Source organism: Wolbachia endosymbiont of Nilaparvata lugens (assembly GCF_007115045.1).
In the GTDB taxonomy this organism is placed as follows: domain Bacteria; phylum Pseudomonadota; class Alphaproteobacteria; order Rickettsiales; family Anaplasmataceae; genus Wolbachia.
This window is the reverse complement of the sequence record NZ_MUIY01000001.1, coordinates 30621-36407: the sequence shown is the minus strand read 5'-3', so window position 1 is coordinate 36407 and position 5787 is coordinate 30621. Positions and strand designations below refer to the sequence as shown.

Here is a 5787-nt window from a genome sequence, read left to right as displayed (position 1 = left end):
CTGACCTTACCCAGAAAAAGTAGACAGAAAGTTAAGACGTTTTTGCTATGAGAATGATGAATCAAAAAGCTCAGGAATGCAATAGTTAATAGTAGAATGTCTACGCTGTTTATTATAAAAAATTTCTATATATTCAAATATTGCGGTTTTAGCTTGTTGTGCAGAGTGTTGTGAAGTATCAATGAGTAACTCTCTCTTAAGTGAACTAAAAAAAGCTCTCTGAAACAGCATTATCATAACAACAACCTTTGTGACTCATACTAGAAGTAATATTTTTTGTACTTAGTAAAAATTGATAATTTTTAGAGGTGTATTGCGATCCTTGATCGCTATGAAATAGTAGATTTTTAGCAGATTTGCGCCTACCAATAGCCATGAATAACGCATCTATAACTAATTGCCTATTTACTGCATTACTCATTTACCAGCCAATCACCATGCGTGAATATAAATCTATTATTGCTGCCAAATATAACCATCCTTCATTAGTTTTTATGTACGTAATATCAGTTACCCATATCTTGTTAGGTTGATCAGCAATGAAATTCTGATTTAATATGTTAGGAGTTATAACTCTATTGTCTATTTGTGGTTTTTTACTTTTAAACTTTCGTCTAAGCTTAGCTTGAATGCCATTTTTCTGCATAACATTTTGCACTGTTTTGATGTTATAATTTTTACCTAAAGCCTTTAATTCAGCGTGAATTTTAGGAGCTCCGTATCTGCATTGTGATGATCGATATACCTTCTGAATATCTTGTATGAGCTCTTCTCTTATTGATTTTTTGTTGTTTTTTTCCTTAGTAATCCATTTATAATAACCACAAGCAGATACGTTCAAAAATCTGCATAATTCCCGTATTTTATAGCAGTTTTCATGTTCTTTTATAAAAGAATATTTTACTCTTTTTGGTTTGCAAAATATCCCAGGGCTTTTTTTAAAATGTCTCTTTCCCTCGTTACTCTTGCCAGCTCTTTCTTTAAATCAAACTTTTCTTTGTCACAATGAGCTACTTTCCCCTTTTCTGGAAACGCATCTACTCCAGACATTCTATCATTGTATGTTTTTACCCATCTGCTTACCGCTAATACCCAAATCTCTTGCTATTTTTGCTGATGATTGACCTGTTTCTTTTACTAGTCTTATAGCTTCAATTTTGAATTCTGCTGTATATTCTTTTCTTTTTGTCATACCACACCTCTTTGAAAAAACGTTTTAACTTTCTGTCTACTTTTTCTGGGTAAGGTCACATTCTTATTGTAATAACCTCTATGAATCACACAACTAAATTATAAGACTGAAAATAATCCAGAGTCAAAATTATTGCTAGGAGTACAAGGATTAATCTCAGAATACGAATGTGCAAAGATAATGGCAAGAAGTCGAAGGGGAAAACTCCATGCAGCAAGGAAAGGGTGTATAAGTGTAATGGGCTTATGGATACCGCTATATAAAGCATGTAGTCAGAGAAGAAGCAAAGTTTGAAGTTGAAGAAGAGGAAGCAAAAGTAGTGCGTAAACTGTTTGAGTGGATAGGTCAGAGCTTAAAAGAAACTACAAGAAGGCATATTACTGCTCCAAAGGGCAGAAGAAATTGGCATTCAGGTACAGTGTGTAGAATGTTGAGGAATCCAGCATACAAAGGACAAGCAGCATTTGGTAAAACGAATCAATAAAAAAAGAAGTGAGAGCAATATGGAAAGTGAGGAAAAAAAGTTATTCCATTTATCAAACTGAGAAAAAGAATTGGATTCATATCGAGATACCAAATATAGTTGAAATTTGATATAGTACAAGAGCAACTATCTGAAAATAGAAAAAGAGCAAGAATGCAACGAAGTGGGAGAAGGTACCTATTACAAGGGCTAATGGTGTGTCAGTGTTGTAAATACATTTATTATGGAATGAGTAATGTTAAAGGAGGAAGAAGTTACTATCGATGCCCTGGAAATCGTTTTGGTGGGAATAGAGTGTGTAACAGCAAATCAATACAAGTTGATATACTAGAAGAAGCAGTATGGGAAGAAGTAAAGATGGTACTCAAAGAACCAGAAGCAATGACTAAGGAATATCAGCTCAGACTCGTGAAACATGAAAGTACAGAGGCAAAGGATGAACTTGAAAAGCGTGCAAATAAAATAGAACAAGGTATAGAAAGATTAGCTTATGTATATGCAAGAGGTCATATAACGAAGGAAAAATATGACTTAGAAGTTGAGAGCATGGCAAAGGAGTTAAAAGGAATTAGAGATCAAAGGGAAGAAATGGTCGATGAAAAGAGGCTACAGAGGGAATTAGATTTTATCACAAGTAGTGTAGAAAGTTTTTCCTCTGAGGTTGAGTTGGAACTTAATCAGGCGGATTGGGAAACTAAACTTGATATAATAAGAAAATTAGTTCAACGCATTGAAGTTGATGATGATAACGTGCATGTAGTGTTTCAGCTGAAAGAACTCGCTCTCGAAAGGCAAAAAAAAAGTGTTCAACATTGTATCGGGAGTCCAGTGTCAAGTGCTGGAATGACACCATCTGCTACCTACAAACCCAATGTTCGTACAGTTGTATGTCAAACACTGACTGTTTGTTGTGCAAGCTATCCAATGTTCATACACTGAAGTGTTTAGGCTCCAAGTTCTCTTTAAAGGTCCAATAGATGCTTGAATGTAAAAATCTATCCTGTGCTCGTAATAACAAAGTATTATTTAAAAACCTCAATTTTAAAGCTGAACCAAAATCAAAAATCTTAATCACTGGTCCAAATGGTAGCGGCAAAACCAGCTTAATCAGAAGTTTATCTGGACTTTTGCCGCCAGTGTCAGGTAATATAATGTACTGTGGAAAAGACATATATGATGACCTAAAATCCTATATACCTTCCATGGTCTATATAGGCCATAAAAATGCCTGTAAAGATAGCTCAACAGTTGGTGAAAACATACAATTCTGGGCAAGAATACGGAATACTAGAGAATTAATTATGGCAGCCGTTTGTTGCTTACAGTTGCAACCTGTACTTAATATCAAATATAGTGAACTTTCTGCAGGTTGGAAAAGAAGAGTTGCGCTTGCTCGTCTCTTAATTTCTAATGCAAACGTTTGGCTGATAGACGAACCATTTTGTAATCTCGACAGTGCAACGTGTAAATTAATATTAAATCTAATCTCAATACGCTCTGAGCAAAACGGTATAGTAATTATTACAGGACATAGCTCTACAGAACAACTGTGTGACTTCAAGACAATCGATATACGTGATTTTAACAGACCTCTTGTATAATTTTTGGCCTTAAAATTAACTGTGTGATTCATAGAGGTTATTACAATTGACTTGTCAGATTGAGTCTGAACTAGTTGGCTTGTNCTCCATTTTCTTGCAATAACAGTTCTTTATACTTTTCTGATACTACTTTCAACACTTATGGGGCTTTCAGCCTGCGTTTCTACCAAACCAATATCCACAATACTTTCTGCAGCACACTCCCACTGTAGCTCTTCCTAGTCTACAGCAAAGTAATTTTATTCCTAGAAAGAGAAAAGCCGAAGAAATAAGTAGTTCAAAACAGGAAGGTGGCTCAAGTAAAAGGCATAAAGGGTTCACAGAAATACATTCAGTCCTTTCCGACGAAGAGCGTCAAGAAGTGTTTACACGTATATTTGAATTTATATCTAATAGCTTTCCCAACGCTTCTATTAAATCGGTAAGACAAGGTCTACATTTACCTTCCTTTGAAAAACGTGGAGTTAAGGTTAATGGTAAATGTGTAGCAATTACTCGTAGCTTTTCTCAAGCTTTATTTTTGCATGGTGAAAAAGCATTTTTGAGTAATTTAGAAGTTTTAGCTAAAATTTATGAGCACATAGAGCAGCATAAGCAAATATCTGAGAGTGAGAAAAGAAAAGTTCGTGATTTAGAAAATTTAATTTATAGTTTTGAAGAGCAGATAGACTCTTATGAGAATAGTAGTCTACCTTTAAGATTGATTCACAACACCAAAGAAGACCGTAAAACGTTTAGTGATTTATCAAGCTATATGGCTGAAATTGAAGGCGATTTTGCCATCCATCTAGTTACAAGCAATCATGTTGTTGCTATTTACAGAATTGGTGATAGTTACGCTTACTTTGATGGCAATATAGCGTTTGTTTTCGGTTTAAAAAGTGTTGATCAGTTTACAGAAGTTGTAAAAAAAGCAATAGAATCCGCCGGCTATAGGGTAGAAGAAAAAGGCCTTCTTGTTGAGCACTTTGATGTTGATAAAGCTAATGACCTACTGTCTGATGAAGACAAACAAGTTCTAATAAAAGAAATTAAAACAGAGCGTCAACTTCTAGCAGAACAGGATGAGAAGTTTGGTCCTATTAAGTCAATGGTCAACAGAGTGCAGTTATATAACTTAAGCACTAAAATTAATGTAGAAGATAGTGTACCATTACTCATCAACGCTGAAATGAATTTAAGTAGCAAAAAATTCCAAGATCACCTAGATAAAAAAGAAGTGAGTATGACAGCTAGGGAATATCTTGATAACTTGAAAAATAGCAAGAATATGGAAGAGGTAGTACAAGCAACCAAAGCGATTCCTTTCATAGGTTCAAAACGTGAAATTGAAGAAGCAGAGCAAATACGCAAGCCGAAGCGATTTTTATTAGAACAGTTGGTTAAAGGAACAATTAATTCTATATTTGCTGCCGTTTCCCTTAGCTGGTCAGAAAGTCAGTTGCCAAGAAAAACAGATGATAAACCTAGAACCTGTTTAAATGATCCAACAGTGGATAACCAACTACAAAAATTGCTGTAATTTCAGGATATTTCTTCTTTGAGTTGTGCAATTTCAGCTTGAGGAAGGCCAGTTGTCTGGGAAATAACATCAATAGAAATGCCAGCCTTAAGTAGGTTTTTTGCAACTTCGATTTTTTCTTCTTGTCTACCTTTTTCTTGACCTACTTTAAGACCCTCATCAAATTTTTGAGCTAAAGCAGCTACCTCATCCATTATGCGTTTTTTCATTTGTTCATATGCTAGTAACTCTTCTTCTGACCAATTAAACTTATTCATTTCTTCATAAGCTCGTTTTATTATTACGTCACTACCAACTATCTTATCTAGATCCTCTTCGTTTGTTTCTGCTGCATAGCGAAAAAAGTAACACCATTTTTCTACTATATTTTCTAGTTGGTCTTCTTTTGTCTTTGTAAATTTTGGTAGCTCTATGAATACGAAGTAAAAATCCTTCAAGTCATGTTCAAAGCTATTTTGATCTAAAATGACATGATTAGATTTGTACTCAGCCTTATCTGGAAAGATGATACAATCAGCAACAGCAATAAAGATAATTTCCTTGAGATTATGATAATTATCACCTTGATCAGCTTGACTTGAGTATGCTTTGGCAGCATAATACTGAGCACGTTTTTCGAAGCCCTTGGTCTTAGTGAACTGCATTTCTATAATATATCTTGAACCTTGAGAGTCTTTACAAAGAACATCGACAATACTCTGCTTTTTAGCGGCAATTTCAGGGTCCAAAATGGTAGCTAGGAATTCAACATCGTGAATAGCAGCTAAGCCAGTGAAGCCTAAAATATCGTTCAAGAAATGAATGAGAATATCTTTATTCTTCTCGGTGCCAAATATTCTTTTAAAGGCATAATCATTGCGAGCATCAAGAAACTTCGAAAGAGCCATGAGAAAGTAAGATAAAAAGCATTAATAATTATACACAATTGTGAAGAAATATTCAACGTTTTTGTGCTAAAGTCTATTAAGATTAGCTAAATTTCAAGAGT

Annotated in this window: 5 protein-coding genes and 1 pseudogene; 4 read left to right on the top strand and 2 right to left on the bottom strand. The window is 34.6% G+C overall.

Annotated features, from left to right (window positions below; all coding sequences use genetic code 11):
* Window positions 1–45: 45 nt before the first annotated feature.
* Window positions 46–1192: pseudogene (locus BWZ41_RS08615) on the bottom strand (IS3 family transposase).
* Between the two features lie 259 nt (window positions 1193–1451).
* Here BWZ41_RS08615 and BWZ41_RS00155 point away from each other — a divergent pair.
* The 4 genes from BWZ41_RS00155 to BWZ41_RS00135 all read left to right on the top strand — a co-directional run bounded on the left by BWZ41_RS00155 (window position 1452) and on the right by BWZ41_RS00135 (window position 4799).
* Window positions 1452–1676 (top strand): recombinase family protein, encoded by a 225-nt coding sequence (locus BWZ41_RS00155; RefSeq protein ID WP_143689015.1) that lies wholly within the window; start codon window positions 1452–1454, stop codon window positions 1674–1676.
* A gap of 99 nt (window positions 1677–1775) precedes the next feature.
* Window positions 1776–2615 carry a recombinase zinc ribbon domain-containing protein gene (locus tag BWZ41_RS07720; protein ID WP_241653827.1) on the top strand — a complete coding sequence of 280 codons (840 nt, stop codon included), beginning with the start codon at window positions 1776–1778 and terminating at the stop codon, window positions 2613–2615.
* Between the two features lie 38 nt (window positions 2616–2653).
* On the top strand, window positions 2654–3277 hold the full coding sequence (gene ccmA, locus BWZ41_RS00140) for a heme ABC exporter ATP-binding protein CcmA (protein WP_143689014.1): 624 nt from the start codon (window positions 2654–2656) through the stop codon (window positions 3275–3277).
* Between the two features lie 361 nt (window positions 3278–3638).
* On the top strand, window positions 3639–4799 hold the full coding sequence (locus BWZ41_RS00135) for a hypothetical protein (protein ID WP_143689013.1): 1161 nt from the start codon (window positions 3639–3641) through the stop codon (window positions 4797–4799).
* Window positions 4800–4801: 2 nt separating this feature from the next.
* Here BWZ41_RS00135 and BWZ41_RS00130 read toward each other — a convergent pair whose 3' ends face one another.
* Window positions 4802–5686 carry an Rpn family recombination-promoting nuclease/putative transposase gene (locus tag BWZ41_RS00130; protein WP_143689012.1) on the bottom strand — a complete coding sequence of 295 codons (885 nt, stop codon included), beginning with the start codon at window positions 5684–5686 and terminating at the stop codon, window positions 4802–4804.
* Window positions 5687–5787: the final 101 nt, after the last annotated feature.